The sequence below is a fragment of the Aeromonas sp. 603079 genome, from assembly GCF_049172135.1.
Lineage (GTDB): Bacteria > Pseudomonadota > Gammaproteobacteria > Enterobacterales > Aeromonadaceae > Aeromonas > Aeromonas veronii.
In genome coordinates this window covers 37,799-63,954 of record NZ_JAAKPX010000017.1, presented here as the reverse complement: position 1 = coordinate 63,954, position 26,156 = coordinate 37,799, and the positions used below count along the sequence as shown (strand labels likewise).

Sequence of the window (26,156 nt, the reverse complement as noted above, 5' to 3'; positions counted from 1 at the left end):
AATCGGGATCGCCGAACGAGCAGTAAAAGGACAAGCCACCAAAGGTCAAGTCATGAGCCAGCAATGTCAGTGTCACAATAATCAGACCCCACAGGGGCAAGGGGCATGCAGCAGCAAACAGGACGACTTCGTTCTGAGCCAGGCTGAACGCGATGCCATCGAACACGAGAAACACCATTACGAAGATCCCCGCGCCGCCAGCATCGAAGCGCTCAAGATCGTGCAGCAGGCTAGAGGCTGGGTCCCCGACGGCGCCATTCACGCCATCGCGGCCCAGCTCGGCATTCCCGCCAGCGATGTGGAGGGGGTTGCTACCTTCTATAGCCAGATCTTCCGCCAGCCGGTGGGGCGCCACATCATCCGCGTCTGCGACAGCATGGTCTGCTACATCAATGGCCATGAAGAGCTGATGGCCGGTCTCAAGGAGGTGATGAACCTCGGCCCCGGTCAAACCACCCCGGATGGCCGCTTCACCCTGCTGCCGGTCTGCTGTCTTGGCAACTGCGACAAGGGGCCAGCGATCATGATCGATGACGACACCTATGGCGGCCTCGATCCGGTGACCTTGCTGAAAACGCTGGAGGCTTACCCATGAGCCTGCCGCAGAACAAGATCCTCGCCTCTCTTGGCACCGCCAACCGCGCGGCACGCGCCGCCGAGACCCACCCGCTCACCTGGCGGCTGCGGGATGACGGCCAGCCGGTGTGGCTGGAGGAGTATCAGGCCAAACAGGGGTATGACGCCGCCCGCAAGGCGCTCGGCCAGATGAGCCCGGACGAGATTGTCAGTACCGTCAAGGATGCCGGTCTCAAGGGGCGCGGCGGTGCGGGCTTCCCCACTGGCGTGAAGTGGGGGCTGATGCCCAAAGACGAGAGCATGAACATCCGTTACCTGCTCTGCAACGCCGACGAGATGGAGCCCAACACCTGGAAAGATCGCCTGCTAATGGAGCAACTGCCCCATCTGCTGATCGAGGGGATGATTATCAGTGCCCGGGCGCTCAAGGCCTATCGCGGCTATATCTTCCTGCGCGGCGAGTATGTCGATGCTGCCATCCACCTGCGCCGTGCGGTGGAAGAGGCCAAGGCCGCCGGTCTGCTGGGCAAGAACATTCTGGGGTCCGGTTTTGACTTCGAGCTGTTCGTCCACACCGGCGCCGGCCGCTACATCTGTGGCGAAGAGACGGCCCTTATCAACTCGCTGGAAGGGCGCCGCGCCAACCCGCGCGCCAAGCCCCCCTTCCCCGCCGTTTCCGGCGTCTGGGGCAAACCCACCTGCGTCAACAACGTCGAAACCCTCTGCAACGTGCCTGCCATTATCGGCAACGGAGTCGCCTGGTATCACGGGCTGGCGCTGCCGGGCTCGGAAGATCACGGCACCAAGCTGATGGGCTTCTCTGGCAAGGTGAACAACCCGGGCGTCTGGGAGCTGCCGTTTGGCATCACCGCCCGCGAGCTGTTTGAAAATTACGCCGGCGGCATGAAGAGCGGCTATCGCCTGAAAGCGTGGCAACCGGGCGGTGCGGGCACCGGCTTCCTGCTGCCGGAGCACCTCGATGCCCAGATGTATACCGCCGGTATCGGCAAGGTAGGTACCCGGATGGGGACCGGCCTCGCCATGGCGGTGGATGACTCCATCAGCATGGTCTCCCTGCTGCGCAACATGGAGGAGTTCTTCGCCCGCGAGTCGTGTGGCTGGTGCACGCCCTGCCGCGACGGCCTGCCCTGGAGCGTTAAGCTGCTGCGGGCACTGGAGCGTGGCGAGGGGCAATCCGGCGATCTGGCGACCCTGGAGCAACTCTGCAGTTTCCTTGGCCCGGGCAAGACCTTCTGCGCCCACGCACCGGGCGCCGTCGAGCCGCTGGCCAGCGCCATCAAATATTTCCGCTCCGAATTCGAGGCCGGGATCAAAGGCAGCGGTGATAACCGCAAGCCGGTCAAAGGGATCCAGCCCAATCTGCTGGGCGAGCGCTGGTAACGACACCACAGATTTCACAAAACAGGTTTCAGGGAAGTTGTATGGCAACCATTTATGTAGACGGCAAAGAGTACGAGGTAGACGGAGCAGATAACCTGCTGCAAGCCTGTCTGTCGCTGGGTCTGGACGTCCCCTATTTCTGCTGGCATCCGGCGCTGGGTAGCGTTGGCGCCTGCCGCCAGTGTGCGGTGAAACAGTATCAGAATGCCGATGACAAACGCGGCCGTCTGGTCATGTCCTGCATGACCCCGGCCACCGATGGCAGCTACATCGCCATTGAGGATGAAGAGGCCAAAGAGTTTCGCAAGAGCGTGGTGGAGTGGCTGATGACCAACCACCCCCACGACTGCCCGGTGTGTGAAGAGGGCGGCGCCTGCCACCTGCAGGACATGACGGTGATGACCGGCCACAACAGCCGTCGCTACCGCTTCACCAAACGCACCCACCAGAATCAGGAGCTGGGCCCCTTCATCGGTCACGAGATGAACCGCTGCATCGCCTGCTACCGCTGCGTCCGTTACTACAAGGATTATGCCGGTGGCGAGGATCTCGGGGTCTACGGTGCCCACGACAACGTCTATTTCGGGCGGGTCGAGGATGGCACCCTGGAGAGCGAATTTTCCGGCAACCTGGTGGAGGTCTGCCCCACCGGCGTCTTCACCGACAAGACCCACTCCGAGCGCTACAACCGCAAGTGGGACATGCAATTTGCCCCCAGCATCTGCCAGCAATGTTCCGTGGGCTGCAACATCAGCCCGGGTGAGCGTTATGGCGAGCTGCGCCGCATCGAAAACCGCTTCCACGGCAGCGTCAACCACTACTTCCTCTGTGACCGTGGCCGCTTTGGCTATGGCTACGTCAATCTGGCGGACCGCCCGCGCCAACCGCTGCTCAAAGATGGCAACAACCAGCTGACCATCACGGTCGATGGCGCCCTCAACCGCGCCGCAGATGCCCTGCGCAGTGCCCGCGGCCTCATCGGCATCGGCTCGCCCCGCGCCTCGCTGGAGAGCAACTTTGCCCTGCGCGCGCTGGTGGGTGAAGCCAACTTCTACGCAGGCGTCGAGCAGGCCGAATGGGCCTGTCAGCTGAAGATGCTGCAGATCCTGCAACAGGGCGGCGTGCCGACCCCGAGCCTGCGGGACATGGAAGAGGCTGACGCAGTGCTGGTACTGGGTGAAGATGTCACCATGAGCGCCGCTCGTATCGCGTTGGCGCTGCGCCAAGCCGTCAAGGGCAAGGCCCGCGATCTGGCCCGCAAGATGAAGGTCGATCTGTGGCAAGTCGCCGCCGTTCAGACCCTGGGTCAAAACGAGCGCTACCCGCTGCTCATCACCAGCCTCGACACCACCCGTCTGGACGATGTGGCGACCGACAAGCTGCACGCCCCCTATGCTGATCAGGCGCGCCTTGGCTTTGCCATCGCCAATCTGCTTGACCCGAGTGCACCGGCCGTGAGCGACCTCTGCCCCGAACAGCAGGCACTAGCGGCTCGCTGGGCCGAGCTGCTCGGCAACGCCAAGAAGCCGCTCATCATTGCAGGCTCCACCTCCCGCGATGTGGCGCTGCTTGAGGCGGCCAGCAACATTGCCCGCGCCCTGAAAGGCCGTGGACAGAATGCCAGCATCGCGCTGGTTGGCCAGGAGGCCAACTCACTGGGTCTGGCCATGCTGGGCGCCCAAACCTTGTCAGACAAGCCGCTCGAAGCCGCCCTTGCACGTATCGAGTCAGAAGAGGGGTTGGCGCTGGTCACCCTGGAGAACGATCTCTACCGCCGCGCGCCGCGCAACCGGGTGGATGCGGCGCTGGCACGGCTGCAGCACCTGCTGGTCATCGACCATCAGGCGACCCCGACCGCCAACAAGGCAGACCTGGTGCTGCCAGCGGCCAGTTTTGCCGAAGCCGATGGCACCCTGGTGAACATGGAAGGGCGCGCCCAGCGCTTCTTCCAGGTCTATGCGCCCGCCTTCTACAACGCCGATATTCAGGTGCGTGAAGGGTGGCGCTGGCTGGCGGCGCTGCAAGGGGCGATCGAACGCAAGCCGCTGCGCTGGCAGAACTTCGACCAGGTCAACCATGACTGTGCCACCAGCAATCCGCTGCTGGCTACCATGCTGGAAGCGGCGCCCAACGCAGGCTTGCGGATCCGTGGCATGCGACTGGCCCGTGAGCCACACCGCTACAGTGGTCGCACCTCCATGCTGGCGGATCAGAACGTCAGCGAGCCGCGGGTAGCGCAAGATCCCGACTCCCCCTTCAACTTCTCCATGGAAGGGTATGCCGGAGCCCGTCAGCCGCTGCCGCAAGTACCGTTCGCCTGGGCACCGGGCTGGAACTCTCCCTCCGCCTGGAACAAGTTCCAGGATGAAGTGGGTGGCAAACTGCGTGCTGGCGATCCGGGTCGCCGTCTGCTGGAAGCAACAGACCCGCAGGCAGAAGGCAAGGAGCTGCTCGGCTGGTTCACCACCATCCCCGCCCCCTTCAAGGCCGCAGAGGCGCTGCAAGTGGTCAATTATGCCCAGCTGTTTGGCGGCGAGGAGCTCTCCGCTCGCAGCCCGGTCATTCAGGCCCGGATGAACGAACCCGAGCTGGTGCTCAATCCCCTTGATGCGCAGCGTCTGGCTCTCCACGGGGGCAGTCAGGTCTCCTTCTCCTGGGGCGGTAGCCACTGGCAACTGCGTCTGCGGCTTAGCGAGCAGCTGAGCGCCGGTCTGGTGGGGCTCCCCCTTGGGGTGAACGGCCTGCCGACGGCCCTGCAACAATCCTCAATCACTAACCTGCAGGAGGTGATCGCATGAGCGAGTCGCTGATCGATCTGTTGCTGGAGGTGGGCAAGGCACTGATCGTGCTGGTGGGGATCGTGGGGGCTGGTGCCTTCATGAGCTTCATCGAGCGCCGTCTGCTGGCCCTGTGGCAGGATCGCTACGGCCCCAACCGGGTGGGGCCGTTTGGTCTGCTCCAGCTGGCCGCCGACATGATCAAGATGTTCTTCAAGGAGGACTGGATCCCGCCGTTCGCTGATCGGCGGATCTTTATCCTGGCCCCCATCATCGCCTTCACTGCCTTTATTCTGGCGTTTGCGGTGGTGCCCATCACCCCCACCTGGGGCGTGGCTGATCTCAATGTGGGGCTGCTCTACATCCTGGCCATCGCGGGGCTGGCGGTCTATGCGGTACTGTTCGCCGGCTGGTCGAGCAACAACAAATACTCATTGCTCGGCAGCTTGCGCGCCTCGGCCCAGACCCTCTCCTACGAGGTGTTTCTCGGGCTATCCCTGATGGGGATTGTGATCCAGACCGGCAGTTTCAACCTGCGGGATATCGTCGAGGCACAGGCAGACTTGTGGAACGTGGTGCCCCAGATTTTGGGCTTTGTCACCTTCCTGTTTGCCGGTGTCGCCGTCACCCACCGTCACCCGTTCGATCAGCCGGAAGCCGAGCAGGAGCTCGCCGACGGCTATCACATCGAGTATGCGGGGATGAAGTGGGGTCTCTTCTTCGTGGGCGAATATATCGGCATCGTGCTGATCTCCTCGCTCATCGTGACCCTCTTCTTCGGTGGCTGGCACGGCCCCTGGCTGCCCCCCTTCATCTGGTTTGCCCTGAAGACCGCCTGTTTCATGGTGTTCTTCATCCTGCTGCGGGCCTCCCTGCCTCGCCCGCGCTTTGACCAGGTGATGTCGTTTGGCTGGAAAGTCTGCTTGCCGCTGACTCTGATCAATATGCTGGTCACCGCGGCAGTTGTACTGATAAGTACGCAGTGAGGCACTCAATATGAAAATTGTAAGCATTATTCAGGGTGTCGGCACCCAGTTACGCAGTCTGGCCATGGTCTTCTCCCATGCCTGGCGGCCCCGTGAAACCCTCAACTATCCGGAGCAGGCAGTCTATGCCGCCCCCCGCTACCGCGGTCGCATCGTGCTGACCCGTGACCCCGACGGGGACGAGCGTTGCGTAGCCTGCAACCTCTGCGCAGTTGCCTGCCCGGTCGGCTGCATCTCGCTGCAAAAATCCGAGCGGGATGATGGCCGCTGGTATCCGGAGTTCTTTCGCATCAACTTCTCTCGCTGCATCTTCTGCGGCCTGTGTGAAGAGGCTTGCCCCACCACCGCCATCCAGCTGACACCGGATTTCGAGATGGGTGAGTATCGCCGCCAGGATCTGGTGTACGAGAAGGAAGATCTGCTGATCAGCGGGCCCGGCAAATACCCGGACTACAACTTCTATCGCATGAGCGGGATGGCCATCGACGGCAAGCCGAAAGGGGATGCCGAAAACGAAGCCAAGCCCATCGATGTCAAGAGCCTGCTGCCCTGAGGAGTCAATCATGGAACTGGCATTTTATGCCTCGGCCCTGGTGGCCATTTACAGCACGCTGCGGGTGATCAGCACCAGCAATCCCATGCATGCGCTGCTCAATCTCATCATCTCCCTCATCGCCGTGGCCATGATCTTCTTCTGCCTGGGTGCCGCCTTTGCGGGCGCCCTGCAGGTGATCGTCTACGCCGGCGCCATCATGGTGCTGTTCGTGTTCGTGGTGATGATGCTGAACCTGGGGAGTGCCCAGGCACAGGAGAAAAAGTGGCTCACCCCCATGACCTGGGGGGGCCCAGCCCTGCTCTCGCTGATCCTGCTGGGCTTTCTGGCCCACGGTATTCTCGGGGTGACCGGGGGCCTGCTCGGAGTGACCGAGGTGACCGCCAAGCAGGTGGGTGTCGAGCTCTTTGGCCCCTATGTGCTAGCGGTGGAGCTTGCCTCCATCCTGCTGCTGGCGGGTCTGGTAACCGCCTATCACCTGGGTCGGGAAGAGAAGAGCGGTGAAGTGCTCTCGGTCCCGCGCTCTGCTTCCCGCTCTGCACAAGAAGGAGGTCAGCAATGAATGGAATCCCTATGGAGCACGGCCTCCTGCTGGCCGCGGTGCTCTTCTGCATCGGCTTGTGCGGTCTGCTGATCCGCCGCAACCTGCTCTACATCTTGATGAGTATCGAGATCATGATGAATGCCTCGGCACTGGCGTTTGTGGTGGCGGGTAGCCGCTGGGCCCAGGCCGATGGCCAGATCATGTATATCCTGGTGATTTCTCTGGCGGCAGCGGAGGCCAGTATCGGCCTTGCCCTGTTACTGCTGCTCTATCGTCGTTACCACACCCTGAACGTGGACACTGTGAGCGAGATGCGCGGATGAGCCTCTTATATCTGACTTTTCTATTTCCGCTGCTGGGATGGCTGGTGCTGGCCTTCTCCCTCGGCCGGTTTGGCGAGCGTACCTCGGCGCTGATCGGGGTGGGCTCCATTGGCCTGTCGGCCCTCACTACCCTGTGGGTGGGCATCGACTTTCTGGGCAACCCGCCCGAGGGGGGCGTCTATGTCCAGCGCCTGTGGCAATGGATGGCGGTGGGCAACTTTACCCCGAGCTTCTCGCTGGCACTTGATGGCCTGTCGCTGACCATGCTGGGGGTGGTGACCGGGGTCGGTTTCTTTATCCACCTGTTCGCCTCCTGGTATATGCGTGGAGAAGAGGGTTACTCCCGCTTCTTCACCTACACCAACCTCTTTATCGCCAGCATGCTGTTTCTGGTGCTGGCCGATGACCTGCTGTTTGTCTACCTCGGCTGGGAAGGGGTAGGGCTGTGCAGCTATCTGCTGATCGGCTTCTACTACAAGGATCGCAACAATGGCGCGGCGGCCCTCAAGGCATTTGTCGTGACCCGTGTGGGCGATGTCTTCCTCGCCATCGGCCTGTTTATCCTCTATCGGGAACTGGGCACCCTCAATATCCACGAGCTGCTGGTGCGCGCACCGGTCCTGTTTGCCGAGGGCTCCCCTGCCCTGTCGCTGGCCTGCCTGATGCTCCTAGGTGGCGCGGTCGGCAAATCGGCCCAGCTGCCGCTGCAAACCTGGCTGGCGGACGCGATGGCAGGCCCGACCCCGGTCTCAGCGCTGATCCACGCCGCCACCATGGTGACCGCCGGTGTCTACCTGATTGCCCGTACCCACGGCCTGTTCCTGCTGGCGCCAGAGATCCTCCATCTGGTCGGGCTGGTTGGCGCCATCACCCTAGTGCTGGCAGGCTTTGCCGCGCTGGTTCAGACCGATATCAAGCGGATCCTTGCCTACTCCACCATGAGCCAGATTGGCTACATGTTTCTGGCTCTCGGTGTCGGCGCATGGGAAGGGGCCATCTTCCACCTGATGACCCACGCCTTCTTCAAGGCGCTGCTGTTCCTCTCCGCCGGTGCAGTTATCGTTGCCTGCCACCATGAGCAGAACATCTTCAAGATGGGTGGCCTGCGCAAGAGTTTGCCGCTGGTCTATGCCTGCTTCCTGGTGGGTGGCTCGGCGCTGGCGGCGTTGCCGCTGGTCACCTCCGGTTTCTACAGTAAGGACGCCATCCTGTGGCAAGTAGAGGCCTCTGGCCAAAGCGCGCTGCTGTGGGCCGGTCTGGCGGGGGCATTCCTCACCTCGCTCTATACCTTCCGGCTGATCTTTATCGCCTTCCATGGCAAAGAGCAGACCAAAGCCCATGCGGGCCACGGTCTGGCTCACCACCTGCCGCTTCAGGTGCTGCTGGTGCTCTCCACCGGCATAGGCGCGCTGATCACTCCACCGCTGGCAGGCGTACTGCCCGCAGGCCCGGGAGATCATATCGAAGAGGGGCGCCATGCACTGGAGGTTGCCTCCGGCATCATCGCCATTGCGGGCATCGCGCTGGCCGCGTTTCTGTTCCTTGGTGAGCGCCGTCTGGCCACCTCCATTGCCAACAGCGCGCCGGGCCGCCTGCTCAGCACCCTCTGGTTCAACGCCTGGGGCTTTGACTGGCTCTATGATCAGCTGTGGGTCAAGCCCTATCTGCTGGCGACCCGTCTGGTCGGGCAGGATCCGCTGGACTGGATGATGGGCCTGCCCGCCTGGCTTGCCCTGCGTGGCAACCAGCTGCTGGCCTGGACCGTGACCGGCAAGTTGCGCTGGTATGCCGCCTCCATGGGGATCGGCGCCGTGCTGGTGCTGGCGCTGTTGCTGCTGGGGTAACGCGATGAACAACCGGACGATCATACAGCCAGGCTGTTTGCTCTCACTGATGGAACAGGGAGCGCAATCTCATATGAACTTGAACGAGAGCTGATACCGTGACCTTACTCTGGATCTTGCTAATTCCTTTTATCGGCGGCTTGCTCTGCTGGCAGATGGAGCGTCTCGGCGGGCAGTTTGTCCGCTGGGTAGCCCTACTCTCCATGAGCGCCAGCCTGCTGTTCTCCTGTGCCATCTGGCTAAGTGGTGACTTCTCCCTTGCCACCACGGGTCTCGACAGCGCGGGCGTCACCGGTGCTGCCTCCGCCTGGGCCGCCGAGTGGCGCCTGCCGTGGATCCCCCGCTTCGGCATCTCTTTGCATCTGGCGGTGGATGGTTTGTCGCTCCTGATGGTGATCCTCACCTGCTTTATCGGGGTACTGGCCATTCTCTGTTCGTGGAAAGAGATCGTGCAACGCATCGGCTTCTTCCACCTCAACCTGCTCTGGATCCTGGGCGGCGTGCTCGGGGTCTTTATGGCGCTGGACCTGTTCCTCTTCTTCTTCTTCTGGGAGATGATGCTGGTCCCCATGTACTTCCTGATTGCGCTCTGGGGCCACTCGGTCACTGACGGCAAATCACGGATCAACGCCGCAACCAAGTTCTTCATCTACACCCAGGTGAGCGGCCTTATCATGCTGGTGGCCATCATCGGGCTGGTGCTGACCCACCAGCATGCCACCGGAGTCTTCACCTTCAACTATCTGGAGCTGCTCAATACCCCGATGAGCAAGGGCGTTCAGTGGCTGCTGATGCTGGGATTCTTTATCGCCTTCGCGGTCAAGATGCCACTGGTACCGCTGCACGGCTGGCTGCCGGATGCCCACAGTCAGGCGCCGACCGCAGGTTCGGTGGATCTCGCCGGTATTTTGCTCAAAACCGCCGCCTACGGTCTGCTGCGCTTTGCCCTGCCGCTCTTCCCGGAGGCCTCCGCCGAATTTGCTCCCTACGCTATGGTGCTGGGTCTTGTCGGCATCGTGTATGGCGCCATCGTGGCCTTTGCCCAGACCGACATCAAACGGCTGGTAGCCTACACCAGCATCTCCCACATGGGCTTTGTGATGATCGCCATCTACTCGGGGAGCGAGCTGGCCCTGCAGGGCGCCGTGGTGCAGATGATCGCCCACGGTCTCTCCGCTGCCGGCCTCTTTATCCTCTGCGGTCAGCTCTACGAGCGGTTACACACCCGGGATTTGCGCCAGATGGGCGGCCTGTGGGGACGCCTGCGCTATCTGCCCGGCGTTATGCTCTTCTTCTCGGTAGCGTCGCTTGGCATGCCGGGCACCGGCAACTTTGTCGGCGAGTTCCTGATCCTGGTCGGCAGCTTCCAGGTTGCCCCTGTCATCACGGCAGTCGCCACCTTCGGTCTGGTACTGGCCTCGGTCTACTCCCTCATCATGTTGCAGCGCGCCTGCTTTGGCCCCGCCAAGGATGAGAGCATGCTCAAGGGGCTGGATCGCCGCGAGCTGACCATGATGATGGTGATCGCAGGCCTGCTGGTTCTGCTTGGCCTCTATCCCCAACCCGTGATTGACACCGCCAGCAGCAGCCTTATCAACGTGCTGCACTGGTATCTGCTGCCGACTGCTGGAGCCCTGCAATGACTTTCTCCGCTTCCCAACTGCTGGCACTGCTTCCCCTGCTGTTGACCACCGGGGCCATGGCGGCCCTGATGCTGGCCATCGCCTGGCGCCGCTGTGTCACCACCGCCTTTACCGTGACCATTGTTGGCCTCAACCTTGCTCTGTTCTCGCTGCCCATCGTGATGGCGCAAGGGGATCAGGGGGTCACCCCGCTGCTGCAAGTGGACAGTTACGCCGTCTTCTACATGGGACTGGTGCTCATCGGCGCCCTGGCCACCTGCACCTTCGGTCAATCGTGGCTGAAAGCCTACCCGGACAACCGGGAGGAGTTCTTCCTGCTGCTGCTGATCGCCACTGCCGGTGGTCTGGTGCTGGCCTGCTCCCGTCACCTCGCCTCTCTCTTTATCGGGATCGAGATGCTGACCCTGCCGATGTTCGGTCTGGTGGGTTACGCCTACCGCGAGCGCCACTCGCTGGAAGCCGCGGTGAAATACATGGTGCTCTCTGCCGCCGCCACCGCCTTCCTGTTGTTTGGCATGGCGCTGCTCTACGCGCAGGCTGGCAGCCTGAGCTTTGCCGCCCTGGGGCAGACCCTGGCCGAGAGCCCGGCTCACCACCCGCTGCTGATGGGCGGTTTGGGGTTAATGCTGGTCGGCTTTGCCTTTAAACTCTCCCTGGCCCCCTTCCACCTCTGGACCCCGGATGTCTACGAAGGTGCCCCGGCACCGGTCGCCACCTTCCTCGCCACCGTCAGCAAGGTGGCGGTCTTTGCCGTGCTGCTGCGCTTCTATCTGGCGGTACCGGCGGCGAGCGATCCCATGATCCACTGGCTGCTGGCAGCCATGGCGGTCATCTCCATCCTGGTCGGCAACCTGCTGGCCCTGGTGCAGACCAACGTCAAACGGATGCTGGGTTACTCCTCCATCTCCCACTTCGGTTACCTGCTGGCGGTAATCGTGGCGAGCCGATTCGGCCAGATGCCGGTGGAAGCAGCCGGGGTCTACCTGCTGATGTATCTGTTCACCAGCCTCGGCGCCTTTGGCGTCGTCAGCATGATGTCGAGCCCCTATCGCGGCAAGGATGCCGACTCCCTGCACAGCTATCGCGGTCTGTTCTGGAAGCGTCCTTACCTCACAGCAGTGCTGACGGTGATGATGTTGTCACTCGCGGGCATCCCGATGACCCTCGGCTTTATCGGCAAGTTCTACCTCATCGGCGTCACCGTCGAGGCGCAGCTCTGGTGGCTCTCCGGTGCCATCGTGCTCGGCAGCGCACTGGGTCTCTACTACTACCTCAAGGTGATGGTGACCCTCTATCTGCGCGAACCGGGCATGCAGCAGCGCGATGCCAGCGCCGACTGGGCGCTCTCCTCCGGTGGTGTGGTGGTGCTGCTCTCTGCAGCGCTGGTGGTGTTGCTGGGGCTCTATCCCCAGCCGGTCATCAGTCTGGTACAAGGGTTCCAGCAGGTGGTGTTGCAGTAACCCGGCTCATTTCCCTTCAAAACCGGCCCATGTGGCCGGTTTCTTTTTTATGTGGATTGCCTGCTGGCAGAGACCCTTTTGTGTTGGCATCTCACACCCCGTGCAGCCGTTGGTCTCGTCCGGTATTCATCCAACCCCCTTGCTGATATATTGATGACTGGCAGGAATGGAGTTCCGAGCGATGATGCAGCCTACTTTTCATCAATTTGATGCGCATCCACTGGCCGATGCATTGCTTCCCTATGAGGGGCAACGACTCGATGTGTTGCTAGCCGAGCGGGATGCCGCACGCGTTGCCGATCTGCAGCAGCAGTGTCAGCGCCTCAACATTCAACTCTGCGGCGCCATCTTTCCACGCCTTGTCAGTCGGCACGGTTTCCACGAAAGGGGGGCTTGGCTGTTGCCCCGACCAGCATCCCACAATCCTCTGCTGCTCTCGCTCTCCCCTACAGCCAGTGCCGATACACTGGCCGATATCATCTGCGAGCAGTTGGCGTCCCGACTGGCAGAATGGCCGGACACCGAGAAGGTTCCCACCCTCTTTCTCACCTTTGACGCCATGCTCCCCAATATTGCAACCCTGCTCGAGGGGATCTATCTAAGGCTGGCGGACAGGGTCAACTATGCGGGTGTCAATGCAGGTAGCGGCCAGTTCACAGCCATGCCCTGCCTGTTTGACACCCAGAGATTGCTGGGGCATGGGGTCAGCTGTGCACTGCTCTCCCCCCACAGTCCCCCCTTGCTGGAGCACGGCTATCAACTCACTGCCCAGCCCATGCTCGCCACCAGCAGTGAAGGCAACAAGATCTCCTTTATCGACTGGGAGCCGGCTTTTAGCCGCTATCAATCCCTGATCCGGCAACAGTTCCAGCAAAACCTCACACCAGAGCAGTTCTATCGGTACGGTGTACATTTGCCCTTGGGGTTGCTGCGAGCCAATGGCGATGTGATCGTGCGGATCCCGGTCGCCGTTACCGACGACGGTGCCCTGCTCTGCGTCGGAGAGGTGCCTGACCACAGTATTCTCACACTGCTGAAAGCCCCGGAAAGCCCCACAGAGCACGCTGTCGAACTGGCCGAAAAGCTCGGCCGGCACGGTACACCCGAGCGCCTCGAGATCTATTACTGCGCCGGCCGTCAGCAGCACTTCTGCGAACAGAGCACCCTGGAGCTGGAGACCCTCTTTAGCCACAGCGGAGCCCACGAGCTGGTCGGGGCCCTCTCTCTTGGCGAGATAGGAAGTGTAAGGCCGGGGGATTACCCGCTCTTTCACAACGGTGCCATCCTCTGTCTCAGCGAGGGTTAGCAATGAATAACGATCACGCCATGGCCATTGTCTGCGATCTCGCCCTCTGCATCGGTCGGGAGGTCACACTCGATGCCCTGCTCACCAAAGTGTTGCAGCGCTTTATGTTTCACTGTGCCACACCGGTTGGTGTGGTATTGCAGCAGCAACGGGAAGGATATGAGCTGCTCAAGGTCATTGGTGATGATCAGCTATCCCGGCACAGTGGCTCGCTGCTCTCCTTGCCTGCCTGGATTGTTGAAGGTGACCAATGTGCGCTGCAAACGACCTTGCCTCTCCCCAGTGGCCGACCGTACCACTTTGCCTATCGGCTCAGGGTTGACGGGGGATATCTCATCTTGCTGCTGGCCCCCCAACCCCAGCAGCACACAGTGCCGGTCTGCCATCTGTTCAGCCCGGTGCTCGGTAATCTGGCGCGCGCCATCCAGTTGTGCAAGGACAGCGAACAGCTCGCCAGGCGCCAGCAGGCCGAGCTGGTCGACATGCAGCGCCTCAACGAATCCCTGCTCAAGGCCATTCCCATCCCGGTGTTCTACAAGGATGTCGAAGGGCGCTTTCTCAGCTGCAACCCGGCCTTTACCCAGGTCACCGGGATCAGCAAGGCCGAGCTGCAGGGGAAGCGGGTGGACGAAATCCTGCCCCCGGAGATGGCGGACGAATATACCCAAAGGGACATGGAGGTGCTGCGCAGCAGGCAGCCGCAATATTTTGAACACACGCTGTTTGATCGCAGCGGCCACCGCTACCAGGTGCTCAACTTCAAGGATCTCTTCTATGACCATCAGGGCGAGGTGGCCGGAATCATAGGGGCACTGGTCGACATCACCCATATCAAGGAAAGCGAGCAGCGCCAGCGCACCCTGCTGTTTCAGACCATCGCGGCCCTCTCCTCCGCGATTGCCCACAAAGATCCGGTCACGGCAGGACACGAACGGCGCGTGCATGATCTCGCGCTGGCTATAGGTCAACAGCTGCAACTGCCGCAAGAGCAGCTGGATGGATTGGGTCTTGCGGCCATGGTGCATAACATCGGCCTGCTGCAGATCCCGGCGGAGATCCTCACACGCCCGCGGGAACTGAGGCCGGTTGAGTTCGAACTGATCAAACAGCATCCGGACACTGGCCGCGAGATCCTGCAACAGATTGACTTCCCCTGGCCCATCACCACCATAGTGATGCAGCACCATGAAAATCTCGATGGTAGCGGCTACCCACAAGGGCTACAGGGGGATGCGATCTCGCTGGAGGCGAGGATTATACGGGTCGCCGACTCCCTGGCCGCCATGACGGCCCACCGTCCGTTCCGGCGCGCCCTCTCTCTCACCGATGCGTTCGCCGAGCTGACGCGCTATGCCGGTGTGCATTACGACGAACAGGTGGTCGATGCCTGTTTCGCCGTCTGGCAAGCGGGCTACCGCTTTACTACCACCTGACTCTGGTTGCACCAAGATGATGTTAAAAGATCTACCGCCATCCATTCAGCCACCGGGCGTCAGCTCTCACCCCACCGCAGCCCTGCTCCATCAGGTGATGGAACAGCTGCCCTATCGCGTCCTGTTGAAAGATACCCGTTCACACTTCATCGCCTGCAACCGACTGCTGGCCGACGATCTGGCCCTCACCCCGGCCGAACTGGTTGGCAAGTGCGATGCCGATTTTTTCCCGGCCGAGCTGGCCCAACGCTACCGGGATGACGATCTCCAGGTCATGGCCAGCGGCACAACCCGGCATCACGAAGAACCCTATCTGAAAGGGGGTGAAGACCGCTGGCTCAGTACCACCAAGTTTCCCCTGTACGATGAGCTGGGCAAGGTGATCGGTGTCGCTGTCTTTTTCGAAGATATCACCGACCAGAAACAGCAGCAGGAGCGTCTCCAGCAATATACCTGGACGCTGGAAGCAATAACCCGCGCCCACCATGCCATGCTCAAGCAGGGGGATGAACAGACACTACTGCAGGAGATCTGTGATGCCATCACTTTCGATGGCCGTTTTCCCCTGGTGACCGTACTGCAGACCGCTGATCAGAACAGAGTACAGATCCTGGCGCAGGCAGGTCAGGCCGTCTGGTTTGCCAGCGATAACTGGCTCACCCGGGACGCAGCCCTGATCAGTGCAATCAGTTCAGGAGAGATGCGCAACGAAGCACTTGGCACCGAACTGGTCCACCACTCCGCCACCTTGAGGGGACGGCTGCTGCTGCCATTGCAGTGGCAAGCCACTGTGCCAGGCGGACTGCTTATTCACAGCACGCAGGCCAGAGCCTTCACCGATGAGGAGGTGCATCTCTTCAACGGACTGGCCGACTACCTGACCTATGGCCTGCAGGCACGTCGAACCCAGCAGGCCTATCTTGCCGCCCAGCGTGAAAAAGCCATGCATGCCCGCCAACTGGAGCTGGCCCTAGAGGATGCGCTGGGAGCCATCGCTGCCGTGCTGGAACAACGCGATCCCTACACCGCCGGACACCAGAAGCATGTCGCTACCCTGGCGCTGGCCATCGGCCGAGAACTGGGGTTGGGTGATAAACCGCTACGCGGTCTCTATCTGGGCGCCATGGTGCACGATATCGGCAAAATCCAGGTCCCTGTCGAGATCCTCACCAAACCGGGCAAACTGACCCCCCAGGAGTTCAATCTGGTCAAGGAGCATCCGACAGCGGGTTATCTGGTGCTCAAGGATATCGCCCTGCCCTGGCCCATAGCCCGGATGATCCACCAGCACCACGAGTATCTCGACGGTTCCGGCTATCCATCAGGGTTAAAAGGCGAGCAGATCCTGCTGGAAGCGCGCATTCTCACGGTCGCCGATATAGTGGAGTCCATGTCATCGGATCGTCCCTACCGTGCTGCCCTGGGGATTGCGCAGGCCCGAACCCATATCATGGCCATGCGGGGAGTCCAGCTGGATGAAGCCGTGGTCGATGCCTGTCTGCGTATTCTGGATCGGGGAGAGTTTACCCCTCATGAACTTGGCCACGGCCAAACCTGATCGACAGAGCCCATATTGAAAAACCGGCCAAATTTGGCCGGTTTCTGTTTTTATGCGCTGGCGCAGTCGCGATTAACCCAGACGAACCCGGGCGTTGCGGAACATCCGCATCCAGGCGCCGTCCTCGCCCCAGTTGTCGGGGTGCCAGGAGTTGGCCACGGTGCGGAACACCCGCTCCGGGTGCGGCATCATGATGGTGGCGCGTCCATCGGTGGTGGTCACGGCGGTGATACCATCCGGCGAGCCATTCGGGTTGGCCGGGTACTGCTCGGTCACGCTACCACGGTTGTCGACAAAACGCAGCCCTACCAGACCGCTCTGCTGCAGTGCGCTCAGGTGAGCGGCATCGCGCACCTCGACACGCCCTTCCCCGTGGGAGACGGCAATGGGCATCACCGAGCCTGCCATGCCGGCGAAGAAGGCGGACGGGGACTCCTGCACTTCCACCAGGCTGAAGCGCGCCTCGAAGCGCTCGGAGCGGTTGCGCACAAAGCGCGGCCAGAGATTGGCACCCGGGATGAGATCCCGCAGGTTGGACATCATCTGGCAACCGTTGCAGACGCCCAGCGACAAGGTATCGCCGCGTTCGAAGAAGCGCTGGAACTGCTCGCGGGCGTTGTCGTTGAACAGGATGGACTTGGCCCAGCCTTCGCCCGCCCCCAGCACGTCACCGTAGGAGAAGCCGCCACAGGCCACCAGGGTCTGGAACTCCTCCAGCTTGATGCGACCGGAAAGAATGTCGCTCATATGGACATCGACCGCCGCGAAACCGGCACGATCGAACGCCGCCGCCATCTCCACATGGGAGTTGACACCCTGCTCGCGCAGCACGGCCAGACGGGGGGAGACCCCACGGGCAATGTAAGGTGCGGCCACATCTTCGGCCGGGTTGAAGCTGAGCTTGGCCTGCAAGCCCGGATCGGTGGCGTCCTGACGGGCCGCGTGCTCCTGATCTGCGCACTCGGGGTTGTCGCGCAGGCGCTGCATCTGCCAGCTGGTCTCGCCCCAGATGGTGCGAAGGGCGGTGCGGCTGGCGCGATAGACCTCCTGACCGCTCCGCTGCAGGGTGATGAGATCCCCTTCGCGCACGGTACCGAGCACATGGGAGCAAGCCGCCAGGCCGTGACCGGCCAGCAGGGTCATCACAGTCTCTTTGTCTTCACGACGCACCTGGATGACGGCGCCCAGCTCTTCATTGAACAGCGCCTGCAGCAGCTCGCCACCGATGCGATCAAGCTGGATGTCGAGGCCGCAGTGACCGGCAAACGCCATCTCGGTCAGGGTGACGAACAGGCCGCCGTCGGAGCGGTCGTGATAGGCGATCAGTTTGCGATCAGCCACCAGTGCCTGAATGGCGTTGAAGAAGCCTTTGAGCTGGACCGGATTGTCGAGATCCGGCGCCTTGTCACCCAGCTGGCGATAGACCTGCGCCAGTGCCGAGGCGCCGAGGCGCTGCTTGCCATTGCCAAGGTCGACGAGGATAAGGTCGGTTTCACCGAGATCGGTACGCAGCTGTGGCGTGACGGTGTTGCGCACATCCTCGACCCGGGCAAAGGCGGAGATGAGCAGGGAGAGCGGCGAGGTGACGCTGTGCTCCTTGCCATCCTGCTGCCAGCGGGTCTTCATGGACATGGAGTCCTTGCCCACAGGAATGGTGATGCCAAGGGCCGGACAGAGCTCCTCACCTACCGCTTTGACCGCCTCATAGAGACCGGCATCTTCCCCCGGGTGACCGGCAGCGGCCATCCAGTTGGCGGAGAGCTTGACCCGCTTCAGCGACCCGATATGAGCCGGCGCCAGGTTGGTGAGCGCTTCCGCCACCGCCATGCGGGCAGAGGCGGCGTGGGAGAGCAGCGCCACCGGGGTACGCTCGCCCATCGACATGGCTTCGCCGTGATAGCTGTCGTAGGTCGCAGCGGTGACGGCGCAATCGGCCACCGGGATCTGCCAGGGGCCAACCATCTGGTCGCGATTGACCAGACCGGTCACGCTGCGATCGCCGATGGTGATAAGGAAGGACTTCTCCGCCACGGTCGGCAGACGCAGAACCCGTTCGGCCGCGTCACTCAAAGTGATGCCATCGAGCTGGAGCGCTTTGCCTTGTGCAGGCAGAGTCACCACGTCGCGGTGCATCTTGGGCGCCTTGCCGAGCAGCACATCCAGCGGCAGATCGATGGGCTGGTTGTCAAAGTGGCTGTCAGAGAGGGTCAGATGCTTCTCTTCGGTCGCGGTGCCGATGACGGCATAGGGTGCGCGCTCGCGCTCGCACAGCGCCTTGAACAGCGGCAGCTTGTCCTGCGCTACCGCCAGCACGTAACGCTCCTGGGATTCGTTGCACCAGATCTCCAGCGGGCTCATGCCCGGCTCGTCGCTCTGGATGGCGCGCAGATCGAAACGACCGCCACGCTCACCGTCGTTGACCAGCTCCGGCATGGCGTTGGAGAGACCACCCGCCCCCACGTCGTGGATAAAGACGATAGGGTTGTCGTCACCCAGCTGCCAGCAGCGATCGATCACCTCCTGGCAACGGCGCTCCATCTCGGGGTTGTCACGCTGCACCGAGGCAAAGTCGAGATCTTCGGCTGACTGGCCGGAGGCCATGGAGGATGCGGCACCACCGCCCAGACCGATGTTCATCGCCGGGCCGCCCAGCACGATCAGCGCCGCGCCGACCGGGATATCCCCTTTCTGGACATGTTCGGTGCGGATGTTGCCGATGCCGCCTGCCAGCATGATGGGCTTGTGGTAGCCACGCACCTCGACGCCATTGTGGCTCGGCACCTCCTCTTCGAAGGTACGGAAGTAGCCGAGAATGGCCGGACGGCCGAACTCGTTGTTAAACGCGGCGCCGCCGAGCGGCCCCTCTTGCATGATGTCAAAGGCGCTGACAATGCGGCTCGGCTTGCCGAAATCCTGCTCCCAGGGCTGCTCGAAGCCGGGAATGCGCAGGTTGGAGACGGAGAAACCGACCAGACCCGCCTTGGGCTTGGCACCGCGACCGGTGGCTCCCTCGTCGCGGATTTCGCCGCCGGAGCCGGTGGCTGCCCCCGGGAACGGGGAGATGGCGGTCGGGTGGTTGTGGGTCTCCACCTTCATCAGGATGTCGACCTGTTCCTGGTGATACTGGTATTCGCCGTTGGCCGGGCTCGGGAAGAAGCGGCCACCCTGGCTCCCTTCCATCACGGCAGCGTTGTCTTTATAGGCAGAGAGGACATGATCCGGCGTCTGCTCGAAGGTGTTTTTGATCATCTTGAACAGCGACTTGGGCTGCTGTTCGCCATCGATGGTCCAGTCGGCATTGAAGATCTTGTGACGGCAGTGTTCGGAGTTCGCCTGGGCGAACATGTAGAGCTCGATGTCGTTGGGGTTGCGACCCAACTTGGTGAAGTTCTCCACCAGATAGTCGATTTCGTCGTCGGCCAGCGCCAGACCGAGCGCCACGTTGGCTTCGGCCAAGGCTGCACGACCACCGCCCAGCACATCCACCTGGGTGAAGGGGCGCGGCTCGTGGTGAGCAAACAGGGCGGCAGCTTCGCTCATCTCGGCAAACACCACTTCCATCATCCGATCATGGAGCACGGCGGCAATGGCGCTGCGCTGGGCGGCACTCAACTCACCCTGCCCCTTGATGGTCAGGTAATAGGCAATACCACGCTCCAGCCGCTTGACCTGTTTCAGGCCGCAATTGTGGGCGATGTCGGTTGCTTTGGAAGACCAGGGGGAGATAGTGCCGGGGCGGGGGGTAACAAGAAACAGCTGACCGCTGGGGGTGTGTTCGGGGATGGTCGGGCCGTAGCGCAAGAGCTGGCCCAAGGTCGCTCGCTCGGGGGGAGAGAGGGGGCTTGTCAGCTCGGCAAAGTGCACGTATTCGGCATAGACATCCTCTATCTCTACTCCGCTCTCTACTCCACTCTCGTTTCTCATCTGTGCGAAGCGTTGCAGCAGTTTTTGGACACGAAAATCAGACAGTGCTGGGGCACCACGCAAGATATCCATATGACCTTTCTCACCAAGTTTTAAAGTGGGGGGGAATTGAGACGCGCGTATTATAGGGATCTGGCTCACAGCGGACAAACGTTTTTCTCACTTCGTGCAGTGTGACTCTGCGCACACTCTCTGGTATAAAGGTGCCTCTTTTTTGACAAATGCCGATTTTTTCAACAAAGGTACTCACCTACTTGCGCTGCATTTTTCGACTGTTTATCGGGCTGTTGTTGACGCTGACGCTGGTTGGCTGCGACTTCTATAGCCCCTCCAGCCAGCTGGAGCAGATCCGCCAGCGAGGCGAGATCCGGGTTGGCACCATCTATGGTCCCACCTCCTATTACCAGCGTGACGACCTCGCCCAGGGGTTCGATTACGAGCTGGCGCAAAATTATGCCGACTGGTTGGGGGTGAAACTCACCATCATCCCGGTCGACACCACTGACCAACTGGTCACCCTGCTGAAAAAGGGCAAACTCGATCTGGCGGCTGCCGCCATCATGGTCACCCCCGAACGGCGCGAGCTGTTTCGCTTCGGCCCGGGCTTCTACCAGGTCTCCCCCAAACTGGTCTACCGCAACGGCAAACCCAAGCCGGCCTCATTGAACGATATCAAGGGCAAGCTGGTGGTGGCCGCCGGCTCCACCGGTGAAGATCTGCTCAAAGAGATGAGCAAAGAGAATCCGAAACTAGCCTGGAGCACCAGCGACAACGCCGATGTGGAGGAGCTGCTCAAGCAGGTGGTGGATGGCAAGATTGACTACACGGTGGTGCAGGATACCGTGCTGGCCCGTACCCAGCGCTACTACCCGGAGCTCACCGAGGGGCTGACCCTGGCCCAGAAGCAGACCGTTGCCTGGGCCATGAGCAAGCTGCCCGATGACAGCCTCTATGCCAGCGTGATCGACTTCTTCGGTCAGCGCTTTATGGATGGTGCCATCGCCAAGCTGGACGAGAAGTACTTCGGCCACGTGCAGAACTTCGACTTTGTCGATACCCGTACCTTCCTCAAGCGCGCCAAGAGCCTGCTGCCCAAGTACCAGCCGCTGTTCCAGACTCACGCCAAGAATATCGACTGGCGTCTGCTCGCCGCCATCAGCTATCAGGAGTCCCACTGGGACCCGCAGGCCCGCTCTTACACCGGCGTGCGCGGCATGATGATGCTGACCGAGCCCACCGCCAAGGCGATGGGAGTCAACGACCGGCTTCATCCGGAAGAGAGCATCAAAGGTGGCTCCCTCTATCTGCAACAGATGATGGAGAAGGTGCCGGATTCGGTGCCCGATGACGAGAAGGTGTGGTTTGCCCTCACCGCCTACAACATAGGTTACGGCCACATGATGGACGCCCGCCGCCTGACCAAAGAGCTCGGCAAGAATCCTGACGCCTGGAGCGACGTGAAAGAGGTGCTGCCGCTGCTACAGCAAGCGCGCTGGCACCGCAAGGTACGTTACGGCTATGCCCGTGGCAGCGAGGCGCGCAACTATGTCAACAACGTGCGCCAGTATTACCAGAGTCTGCTCTGGCTCGACAACGAGCAGCAGAAGGCACATCAGCGGGAGAGTCTCGACAACGACAGCGAGCCCGAGCTGGCCGAGCGCCCCACCGCCATCGCCGAAGTGGTCAATCAGATCACCATGCGCTAACCAGCCATTATTCGGCTGTTTTCACGCAAACTTCTCTGTTACCATCGATTCACATCGGAGCCTATCCGAAATCGCATTGTTTTCATTATGTTGAGAGATTAAATAACAGCAATTTCGGATGGGCTCCATCAATGACCCAAGGCCGGGATGGCCAACTGAGTTGGGAGGAGACCAAGATGCAAAAACGTAGAAAAATCAGTCTGGTCAGAAAAGCGAAGTGCAGCTGGAGCCCCAGACGCAAACTCAAGCTTAATGACATCAAGCGCAACCTGTGGCGCAGAAATCGATCCTATACCCTGCTTATTGCAGAGCACACAGCATAAACCCGGCATTCGCCGGGTTTTTTATCTTCTTTCTCACCTGAATACTGTCTTACACCAGCGCCGCCTTGAACTGTACCGACCGCTTGGAGATCAGCGAGTTGCAGTGGTTGCAGAAGTAATCCACCGCGCCGCACGCCTTGAGACGCTCCAGCTCCTGCTGGCAGGTGGGGCAGATGGCAGTAACCCGAACAGGGGCCTGGCACTGGCCACAGGTTTGCTCCTTGCTGCGGGTATCCAGTTCAGCCTGGCATGACGGGCAAAGCAGGGCTTCCATAATCAACTCCTCGAAAAGTGGATCTGCCATGGTCTTGTTCCATGGCAGATCCCCCTCCCCTTATTCCTCACCTTAACATGGCGAGGATAACAAAGCGGCTGCCAGTGAGGGCAGCCGCAAGGACTTATTTCTTCTTCATCTTCAGCAGGCGTTTGCGCTGACGTTCCTGACTCAAGGTCATGGTGTTCTTCTTGCCTTCAAACGGGTTGACCGACTCCTGGAACTCGACCCGGATCGGCGAGCCCATGATCTTGAGGGACTTGCGGAAGTAGTTGATCAGATACCGCTTGTAGGAGTCCGGTAAGTCGTTCAGCTGGTTGCCGTGGATCACGATGCGCGGCGGGTTGTAGCCACCGGCGTGGGCATACTTGAGCTTGACGCGGCGACCGTTGACCATCGGCGGCTGGTGATCTTCCTGCGCCATCTGCATGATGCGGGTCAGCATGGCCGTGCTGGTACGACGGGTGGCGGACTGGTAAGCCTCCTGAATGGATTCAAACAGATGGCCGACACCACTGCCGTGCAGGGCGGAGATGAAGTGGACGCGAGCGAAGTCGATGAAGCCCAAGCGACGATCCAGCTCGTTCTTCACATCCTCTTTCACCTTCTGATCCAGACCATCCCACTTGTTCACCACCAGCACCACGGAGCGACCGGCGTGGAGCACATAGCCAAGGATGCTCAAGTCCTGATCGGTGATGGTCTCCTGGGCGTCGATCACCAGCAGGCAGACGTTGGCATCTTCGATGGCTTTCAGGGTCTTGATAACGGAGAACTTCTCCACCGTCTCGTGCACCTTGCCACGACGACGTACACCGGCGGTGTCGATAACCACATACTTCTGCTCGTCACGCTCCATCGGAATGTAAACGGAGTCACGGGTGGTGCCGGGCATGTCATAGACGATGACCCGATCTTCACCCAGCATACGGTTGGTCAGGGTAGATTTACCGACGTTGGGACGACCAACGATGGCGAACTTGATGGGCAGGTCGGCAAACGGGGTCTCCTTGGTGTCCTCTTTGGTATCGAGTTCACCGGCAGCCACCATGCGCAGCAGGGCTTCTTCGTCGAAGTCCTCCTCTTCCTCATCCTGCGCATCTTCATCGGTAGCGGCGTCGACCAGGGTCTCCAGATGGGGAGCCAGGGCCAGTTCCAGCAGGCTCAGCACGCCACGACCGTGGGCGGCCGCGATCTGGTAGACCTCGCCCAGCGCCAGACCGTAGAACTCGGAGACCGCGGAATCACCGTCGATACCGTCGGTCTTGTTGGCCACCAGAAATACCTTCTTGTGGGCCTTGCGCAAGTGCTCGGCGATGGCTTGATCCGCCGCGGTCAGACCGGCACGGGCATCCACCATGAACAGCACGACGTCCGCTTCTTCGATGGCCAGCAGGGATTGCTCGGCCATCTTCAGCTCGATCCCCTCTTCGGTGCCATCGATACCGCCGGTATCGACCACGATAAATTCCAGCTCGCCCAACTTCGCCTGACCGTATTTACGGTCCCGGGTCAGACCGGGAAAATCGGCAACCAGGGCATCCCGAGTACGGGTCAAGCGGTTAAACAGGGTGGATTTCCCCACGTTGGGGCGGCCCACCAGGGCTACTACAGGAGTCATAAAAGCCTCATTCTCAAGACGACAAAGGCTCCGGGTCCGAAGACCAGGAGCCGGATATTCACATTATCGGACGATCAAGGACGCTTGAGGGCGTACAACTTGCCGTCACGGCTCTGCACATACAGGGTCTCGCCATCCACCAGCGGGGCGGCATAGAGACCACTGCTATCGAGCTGCTGCATCGCCTTGATGGTACCGTCGGTACGATCAAGCCAATACAGGTATCCTTCCACATCACCCACCACCACATAGTCACCGAAGATGACTGGTGCAGTGACGGTACGATTTTCCAGCTGGGTGTTGGACCACAGCTCCAGACCGTTGCGACGGTCGATGGCAAACAGATGGCTGCGGCTGTCGGTCAGCACGATGGCATTGCCAGTCATCGCCAGATCGCGATAGCCGGAATACTTGCGCTTCCACACTTCATCGCCGGTCATCAGTTTGCGCGCCATCAGCTGACCGTTGTAGGCGATGGCGTAGAGCTCATCACCGGCAATCAGCGGGCTGGCATCGACGTCAACCATACGGTCCAGCTCGGTGGCACCGCGCGGATCAGCCACCTTGGACTGGCGCACCGGCTGGCCGTTGCTCAGCAGGGCGATGCCCACCTTGCCATCGGCACGACCGTAAATCACGGCGCCGTTGGTGATCACCGGTGCACCGGCACTGCGCAGGGTCAGCGGCGGCTGCTCTTCGGAGAGCGACCACTGCATCTTGCCTTCATCAGTGTCGAGGGCGATCAGGCGACCGGAGGTGGTCAACACCACCACGCGGCCATCTTCCACTGCGGGGCTTGCCACCACTTCGCCGGGCACATTGGTCTGCCACAGCACTTCGCCATTCTCTTCGTTCAGGGCGTAGACCACCCCGTTCTCGGAGCCGAGGAACAGCTTGCCGTAACGGGAAACCAGGCCGCCGGAGAGGCGGGCGCTGCGCTTGTCGGCGTTGACCGGCAGGTCGGCCAGATCGACGGTCCAGAGGCGATCACCACTGGCACGGTCAAAGGCGCTGACATCGCCGTCGCGGGCCGCCGCGTAGATGCGATCCTCTTCCACCACCGGATTGAGCTGGGAGTAGAAGTCACCGATGCCATCACCCACATTAGATGACCATGCGGTGTCGGCTGTGAAGGCAGATTCAACCTTGGGCAGCGGCGCCATCGGGTTGAGATCCTCTTCGGAACTGAACAGGGAGCACCCCTGCAGAGCGAAGGAGACCGCAGCCCCCAGCGCCACCATCTTGAATAGATTACGCATCCGGTGCCTCACCAGTCGCAACGGCCGGCAGGGCCAGATCGTCCATTTTTAGCTTGAGCTCGGCGCTACCCTGCAGGCCGCCGGCATCCGCCGCCGCCTGATAGGCATCACGAGCCTCTTCGGTCTTGCCCTGCTTCTGCAGCACATCACCACGGGCTTCGGCTACCTGCGCCTTGAAGGCCTCATTCTGGATGGTCGCCAGCTTGGCCAGTGCTTCATCTGCCTTGCCCTGATCATTCAGCACACGGGCCAGACGCAGCGCCGCGATGGGACGAATGCTCTCGTCACCCGTGGTCGCCACCAGCTCCAGCTGCTCGGCAGCCAGATCCAGCTTGCCCGCCTTGACGGCAGCGGCAGCCAGTTGCAACGCGGCCAGTTCACCGTAGGAGTCACCCTTGTTGGCGGTGACAAACTGCTGTGCCTGCTCGAAACCGGCGGCATCGCCCTTGGCCAGCTGCTCAATCACCTGGTTGTAAGAGTGGGAGGAGGCCTCCATGGTCTCTTGCTGGTGCTGGTTGTAATAGCGCCAGCCGAACAGACCGACCAGACCGATCACGGTACCGGCAATCACCGAGGTTCCGTTCTCTTTCCACCACTCCTTGATAACCTCAACCTGTTGTTCTTCGGTGGTATAGACTTCCACAG

At 61.2% G+C, this 26,156-nt stretch carries 19 protein-coding genes; 14 read left to right on the top strand and 5 right to left on the bottom strand.

Annotated features, from left to right (window positions below; translation table 11 throughout):
• Positions 1-52: 52 nt before the first annotated feature.
• The 13 genes from nuoE (at position 53) to G5287_RS13895 (ending at position 16,404) form a co-directional block, all read left to right on the top strand.
• Positions 53-595, top strand: a complete 543-nt coding sequence (gene nuoE, locus G5287_RS13955) for an NADH-quinone oxidoreductase subunit NuoE (RefSeq protein WP_270817113.1) — start codon at positions 53-55, stop codon at positions 593-595.
• Positions 592-1,977 carry an NADH-quinone oxidoreductase subunit NuoF gene (gene nuoF / locus G5287_RS13950; protein WP_421231457.1) on the top strand — a complete coding sequence of 462 codons (1,386 nt, stop codon included), beginning with the start codon at positions 592-594 and terminating at the stop codon, positions 1,975-1,977. The genes nuoE and nuoF overlap by 4 nt, the downstream gene beginning before the upstream one ends.
• A gap of 41 nt (positions 1,978-2,018) precedes the next feature.
• Positions 2,019-4,775: an NADH-quinone oxidoreductase subunit NuoG gene (nuoG, locus tag G5287_RS13945; protein ID WP_421231456.1), complete on the top strand. Its 2,757-nt coding sequence runs from the start codon at positions 2,019-2,021 to the stop codon at positions 4,773-4,775.
• Complete coding sequence (gene nuoH / locus G5287_RS13940; RefSeq protein WP_005337244.1) at positions 4,772-5,740, top strand: NADH-quinone oxidoreductase subunit NuoH; 969 nt, start codon at positions 4,772-4,774, stop codon at positions 5,738-5,740. The genes nuoG and nuoH overlap by 4 nt, the downstream gene beginning before the upstream one ends.
• 10 nt (positions 5,741-5,750) lie before the next feature.
• Entirely contained in the window at positions 5,751-6,293 is a 543-nt protein-coding gene (nuoI, locus tag G5287_RS13935) for an NADH-quinone oxidoreductase subunit NuoI (RefSeq protein WP_005351100.1), read from the top strand.
• A gap of 10 nt (positions 6,294-6,303) precedes the next feature.
• A complete protein-coding gene (gene nuoJ / locus G5287_RS13930; protein WP_335812715.1) occupies positions 6,304-6,855 on the top strand; it encodes an NADH-quinone oxidoreductase subunit J in 552 nt (183 codons plus the stop codon).
• Positions 6,852-7,160 (top strand): NADH-quinone oxidoreductase subunit NuoK, encoded by a 309-nt coding sequence (gene nuoK / locus G5287_RS13925; protein ID WP_005337247.1) that lies wholly within the window; start codon positions 6,852-6,854, stop codon positions 7,158-7,160. The genes nuoJ and nuoK overlap by 4 nt, the downstream gene beginning before the upstream one ends.
• Positions 7,157-9,004, top strand: coding sequence for an NADH-quinone oxidoreductase subunit L (nuoL, locus tag G5287_RS13920; RefSeq protein WP_421231455.1), 1,848 nt, complete (start codon positions 7,157-7,159; stop codon positions 9,002-9,004). The genes nuoK and nuoL overlap by 4 nt, the downstream gene beginning before the upstream one ends.
• A 98-nt stretch (positions 9,005-9,102) precedes the next feature.
• The gene (gene nuoM / locus G5287_RS13915; protein WP_421231454.1) at positions 9,103-10,647 is read left to right on the top strand and encodes an NADH-quinone oxidoreductase subunit M; all 1,545 of its coding nucleotides are present in this window, start codon (positions 9,103-9,105) and stop codon (positions 10,645-10,647) included.
• Positions 10,644-12,107 carry an NADH-quinone oxidoreductase subunit NuoN gene (gene nuoN, locus G5287_RS13910; RefSeq protein WP_227340747.1) on the top strand — a complete coding sequence of 488 codons (1,464 nt, stop codon included), beginning with the start codon at positions 10,644-10,646 and terminating at the stop codon, positions 12,105-12,107. The genes nuoM and nuoN overlap by 4 nt, the downstream gene beginning before the upstream one ends.
• A 181-nt stretch (positions 12,108-12,288) precedes the next feature.
• Positions 12,289-13,413, top strand: coding sequence for an FIST signal transduction protein (locus G5287_RS13905; RefSeq protein WP_421231453.1), 1,125 nt, complete (start codon positions 12,289-12,291; stop codon positions 13,411-13,413).
• 2 nt (positions 13,414-13,415) lie between these two features.
• A complete protein-coding gene (locus G5287_RS13900; protein ID WP_421231452.1) occupies positions 13,416-14,846 on the top strand; it encodes an HD domain-containing phosphohydrolase in 1,431 nt (476 codons plus the stop codon).
• 16 nt (positions 14,847-14,862) lie between these two features.
• The gene (locus G5287_RS13895; protein WP_254203392.1) at positions 14,863-16,404 is read left to right on the top strand and encodes an HD domain-containing phosphohydrolase; all 1,542 of its coding nucleotides are present in this window, start codon (positions 14,863-14,865) and stop codon (positions 16,402-16,404) included.
• Between the two features lie 72 nt (positions 16,405-16,476).
• On the opposite strand, the gene purL is transcribed toward G5287_RS13895, so the two are convergent.
• Entirely contained in the window at positions 16,477-20,400 is a 3,924-nt protein-coding gene (gene purL, locus G5287_RS13890) for a phosphoribosylformylglycinamidine synthase (RefSeq protein WP_421231451.1), read from the bottom strand.
• A 149-nt stretch (positions 20,401-20,549) separates the two neighbouring features.
• Here purL and mltF point away from each other — a divergent pair, with 149 nt between their 5' ends.
• The gene (gene mltF, locus G5287_RS13885) at positions 20,550-22,034 is read left to right on the top strand and encodes a membrane-bound lytic murein transglycosylase MltF (protein ID WP_005344877.1); all 1,485 of its coding nucleotides are present in this window, start codon (positions 20,550-20,552) and stop codon (positions 22,032-22,034) included.
• Positions 22,035-22,406: 372 nt separating this feature from the next.
• Here mltF and G5287_RS13880 read toward each other — a convergent pair whose 3' ends face one another.
• The 4 genes from G5287_RS13880 to G5287_RS13865 all read right to left on the bottom strand — a co-directional run bounded on the left by G5287_RS13880 (position 22,407) and on the right by G5287_RS13865 (position 26,154).
• Positions 22,407-22,631 carry a zinc ribbon domain-containing protein gene (locus G5287_RS13880; RefSeq protein WP_005333789.1) on the bottom strand — a complete coding sequence of 75 codons (225 nt, stop codon included), beginning with the start codon at positions 22,629-22,631 and terminating at the stop codon, positions 22,407-22,409.
• Between the two features lie 124 nt (positions 22,632-22,755).
• Positions 22,756-24,252: a ribosome biogenesis GTPase Der gene (der, locus tag G5287_RS13875; RefSeq protein ID WP_043823902.1), complete on the bottom strand. Its 1,497-nt coding sequence runs from the start codon at positions 24,250-24,252 to the stop codon at positions 22,756-22,758.
• Positions 24,253-24,326: 74 nt separating this feature from the next.
• Positions 24,327-25,511 carry an outer membrane protein assembly factor BamB gene (bamB, locus tag G5287_RS13870; RefSeq protein ID WP_421231450.1) on the bottom strand — a complete coding sequence of 395 codons (1,185 nt, stop codon included), beginning with the start codon at positions 25,509-25,511 and terminating at the stop codon, positions 24,327-24,329.
• A complete protein-coding gene (locus G5287_RS13865; protein WP_021229680.1) occupies positions 25,504-26,154 on the bottom strand; it encodes a YfgM family protein in 651 nt (216 codons plus the stop codon). The genes bamB and G5287_RS13865 overlap by 8 nt, the downstream gene beginning before the upstream one ends.
• Between the last annotated feature and the right edge of the window lie 2 nt (positions 26,155-26,156).

What these genes read in the sequence shown, in the direction of transcription:
- nuoE (WP_270817113.1), top strand. Translation starts at nt 53, where the DNA reads ATGAGCCAGCAATGTCAGTGTCACAATAATCAGACCCCACAGGGGCAA.
- nuoF (WP_421231457.1), top strand. Translation starts at nt 592, where the DNA reads ATGAGCCTGCCGCAGAACAAGATCCTCGCCTCTCTTGGCACCGCCAAC.
- nuoG (WP_421231456.1), top strand. Translation starts at nt 2,019, where the DNA reads ATGGCAACCATTTATGTAGACGGCAAAGAGTACGAGGTAGACGGAGCA.
- nuoH (WP_005337244.1), top strand. Translation starts at nt 4,772, where the DNA reads ATGAGCGAGTCGCTGATCGATCTGTTGCTGGAGGTGGGCAAGGCACTG.
- nuoI (WP_005351100.1), top strand. Translation starts at nt 5,751, where the DNA reads ATGAAAATTGTAAGCATTATTCAGGGTGTCGGCACCCAGTTACGCAGT.
- nuoJ (WP_335812715.1), top strand. Translation starts at nt 6,304, where the DNA reads ATGGAACTGGCATTTTATGCCTCGGCCCTGGTGGCCATTTACAGCACG.
- nuoK (WP_005337247.1), top strand. Translation starts at nt 6,852, where the DNA reads ATGAATGGAATCCCTATGGAGCACGGCCTCCTGCTGGCCGCGGTGCTC.
- nuoL (WP_421231455.1), top strand. Translation starts at nt 7,157, where the DNA reads ATGAGCCTCTTATATCTGACTTTTCTATTTCCGCTGCTGGGATGGCTG.
- nuoN (WP_227340747.1), top strand. Translation starts at nt 10,644, where the DNA reads ATGACTTTCTCCGCTTCCCAACTGCTGGCACTGCTTCCCCTGCTGTTG.
- G5287_RS13905 (WP_421231453.1), top strand. Translation starts at nt 12,289, where the DNA reads ATGATGCAGCCTACTTTTCATCAATTTGATGCGCATCCACTGGCCGAT.
- G5287_RS13900 (WP_421231452.1), top strand. Translation starts at nt 13,416, where the DNA reads ATGAATAACGATCACGCCATGGCCATTGTCTGCGATCTCGCCCTCTGC.
- G5287_RS13895 (WP_254203392.1), top strand. Translation starts at nt 14,863, where the DNA reads ATGATGTTAAAAGATCTACCGCCATCCATTCAGCCACCGGGCGTCAGC.
- purL (WP_421231451.1), bottom strand. Translation starts at nt 20,400, where the DNA reads ATGGATATCTTGCGTGGTGCCCCAGCACTGTCTGATTTTCGTGTCCAA.
- mltF (WP_005344877.1), top strand. Translation starts at nt 20,550, where the DNA reads ATGCCGATTTTTTCAACAAAGGTACTCACCTACTTGCGCTGCATTTTT.
- G5287_RS13880 (WP_005333789.1), bottom strand. Translation starts at nt 22,631, where the DNA reads ATGGAAGCCCTGCTTTGCCCGTCATGCCAGGCTGAACTGGATACCCGC.
- der (WP_043823902.1), bottom strand. Translation starts at nt 24,252, where the DNA reads ATGACTCCTGTAGTAGCCCTGGTGGGCCGCCCCAACGTGGGGAAATCC.
- bamB (WP_421231450.1), bottom strand. Translation starts at nt 25,511, where the DNA reads ATGCGTAATCTATTCAAGATGGTGGCGCTGGGGGCTGCGGTCTCCTTC.